The 1638-nt window shown below is 61.2% G+C and carries 1 protein-coding gene; it reads right to left on the bottom strand.

The window, feature by feature from the left end; genetic code table 11:
• Window positions 1-36 precede the first annotated feature (36 nt).
• The gene (locus P0D62_RS18930; protein WP_275704079.1) at window positions 37-1320 is read right to left on the bottom strand and encodes an IS110 family RNA-guided transposase; all 1284 of its coding nucleotides are present in this window, start codon (window positions 1318-1320) and stop codon (window positions 37-39) included.
• Between the last annotated feature and the right edge of the window lie 318 nt (window positions 1321-1638).

Genomic DNA, 1638 nt, shown 5'->3' on the forward strand with positions numbered 1-1638 from the left:
CGGCTTCGGGGCTCGTTCCGGGTGCTCATACGAAAGTTAGGTGACCACCGCTTCTGTGGGGCTGGGGAAGGTGACGGTGACGCCGGCGTTTCGGAGTAGGTTGATGGCGTTGCGGATCGCGATGCCGGGCCGCCGGTGGGCGTAGTAGTTTGCGCCGAGGTCGCGGTAGGGCTGCTTGTGAGTCAGGATGTGCCAGATCGCGGTCAGCATGGAACGCTCGATCGCGACCAGCGCTTTGGAGTGCCCGCGGCGGGAGCATATCCGCTTGTAGCGGGCCTGGAAGAAGGAGTCCTTGGCGCGGATCGCGGACAACGCTGCTATCCCAAGAGCTCCCTTCAAGTGCTTGTTCCCGGGCCTGGTGCGGCTGGTCTTCTTCTTGCCTGCGGACTCGTTGATACCGGGAGCAACACCAGCCCAGGACACCAACTGGTTGGGAGTGGGGAACACGCTCATGTCGATCCCGATCTCCGCGATAACGCGCTCCGCGGTCGTGGTCGATACCCCGGGGATCGTGGATAACAGCTCCCGAGCTTCACTCAACTCACCCGGACCAGGTTCCGATGTCTGCCCTTGGTCATGGTTGGTGAAGCGGTCTTGTATCCGGGTATCAACAGCCATGATCTGGGTGGTGTAGTGATCGATCAGGTCGAGATGCACCCGGGCAAGGAACCCGTGATGCTCGGTGAACCGGCCGGTCAGCGCTTCAGCAAGCTCCTGCCTGGTGGCCTTGATCCCTCGATGAGCGAACTCGGCTAACGTGCTGGGGTCATCGATACCACCGATCATGGCTTCCAGCATCCTGCGACCGCTGACGCCCAGGATGTCGGAGATCGCCGACGACAGTTTGATCGCAGCCGATTCCAACAGCTTCTCCAACCGTTGGGCTTCCTGCCCGCGTAACCGGATCAAGATGGTGCGGGCACGTACCAGATCCTTGAGCTCACGGATCGGTTTAGGCGGGACGAAGGAGCCCCGTACCAGCCCATGGGCGCCGAGATCGGCTAACCACACCGCGTCCGCGACATCCGTTTTACGGCCAGGTATCTGACGCACGTGACGTGGGTTGACCAGCATCACCTCGACACCGGTCTCGGTGAGCAAGAAGTAGAATGGTTTCCAATAGTCGCCGGTGGCTTCCATCACTACCAGTGAGACCTGCTGGTCGATCAGGTAGCGACCTAACTCCAGGATGCTCGACGATATCGCCGCCCAGGTTGTCACCTCGGTAGCTGCCCGGGCCCCTTTCTGGACCCGGATACACACCTTCGCGTCGGTCTTCGAGATGTCGATCCCGCAACACCGCGGATGAATCACATCCATAACCCGTCAGCCTCCCTTCACGACAGCGTGGGCTAGGGACCGGTCAGCGCTGGGCAGGAGAGCCATGGGATAAATGTTCAATTCTCATACTCGTGCTCGAAGCAACAATCCACGGTCCCACATCCGTGACAAGGGCTCTCATCCACCAAGCTGAGGAACGGGCTGTGCAGGCTCCATGGAACACATCGAGGAAGACAAACCCAGCGCCACCTATCTCCACCATGCACCCCACCGGCGCCCAGCAGCAACACTTTCCCGCCCCAAGGCGGCCGCGAAGCAGCCCGCACGCTGAGGAGCGAGGTACGAGCGTCTCGAAGT

Origin of the sequence: Tessaracoccus caeni (assembly GCF_029211185.1) — a bacterium.
In the GTDB taxonomy this organism is placed as follows: Bacteria; Actinomycetota; Actinomycetes; order Propionibacteriales; family Propionibacteriaceae; genus Arachnia; species Arachnia caeni.

Coding starts and splice junctions, on each gene's coding strand:
- P0D62_RS18930 (WP_275704079.1), bottom strand. CDS start 1,320: ATGGATGTGATTCATCCGCGGTGTTGCGGGATCGACATCTCGAAGACC.